Origin of the sequence: Streptomyces sp. SID12488 (assembly GCF_010548275.1) — a bacterium.
Taxonomy (GTDB): Bacteria; Actinomycetota; Actinomycetes; order Streptomycetales; family Streptomycetaceae; genus Streptomyces.
This window is the reverse complement of the sequence record NZ_JAAGLT010000093.1, coordinates 1-817: the sequence shown is the minus strand read 5'-3', so window position 1 is coordinate 817 and position 817 is coordinate 1. Positions and strand designations below refer to the sequence as shown.

The following is an 817-nucleotide window of genomic DNA, read 5'->3' as shown; positions in this document are numbered from 1 at the left end:
AACTCCCCGACCTGCGCGTCCAGTTCGCCCAGGGACCCAACCACACCCTCGACGACGGCACCGAAGTCTTCTGGCCCTACAAACGGGACCCGCACACCCTCGCCCGCCCCTGGGCCATCCCCGGCACCCCCGGACTCGAACACCGCATCGGCGGCATCGAGAAACAGGACGGCACCGGCAACATCTCCTACGACCCCGCCAACCACGACCTCATGGTCCGCACCCGCCAAGCCAAGATCGACGGCATCGACGTACCGGATCTGGTGGTCGACGACCCGTCCGGCGCGGCCAACACCCTGGTACTGGGCTGGGGCTCCACCTACGGGCCGATCACCGCGGCGGTACGCCGGCTGCGGGCGGCGGGCGAGTCCATCGCGCAGGCCCATCTGCGCCACCTCAACCCCTTCCCGAGGAATCTCGGCGAGGTGCTGCGGCGCTACGACCATGTCGTTATCCCCGAGATGAACCTCGGCCAGCTCGCCACGCTGATCCGGGCGAAGTACCTGGTGGACGCCCACTCGTACAACCAGGTCAACGGTATGCCGTTCAAGGCCGAACAGCTCGCCACGGCTCTCAAGGAGGCCATCGATGGCTGAGACGTCCACGGAAGGCGCCGGTACCGGCTCGATCGAGGCACTGACCCTGGTGCCCAAGGCCGAGGCCAGGCAGTCCATGAAGGACTTCAAGTCAGACCAGGAAGTGCGCTGGTGCCCCGGCTGCGGGGACTACGCCGTCCTCGCCGCCGTACAGGGCTTCATGCCCGAACTCGGCCTGGCGAAGGAGAACATCGTCTTCGTGTCGGGGATCGGGTGCTCCT

At 67.3% G+C, this 817-nt stretch carries 2 pseudogenes; both read left to right on the top strand.

The annotated features are described in order from the left end of the window. Nucleotides 1-596, top strand: a pseudogene (locus G3I56_RS42630) (2-oxoglutarate ferredoxin oxidoreductase subunit alpha); the annotation flags it as partial. Beyond that, nucleotides 589-817: pseudogene (locus G3I56_RS42625) on the top strand (2-oxoacid:ferredoxin oxidoreductase subunit beta); the annotation flags it as partial. The pseudogenes G3I56_RS42630 and G3I56_RS42625, both read left to right, overlap by 8 nt.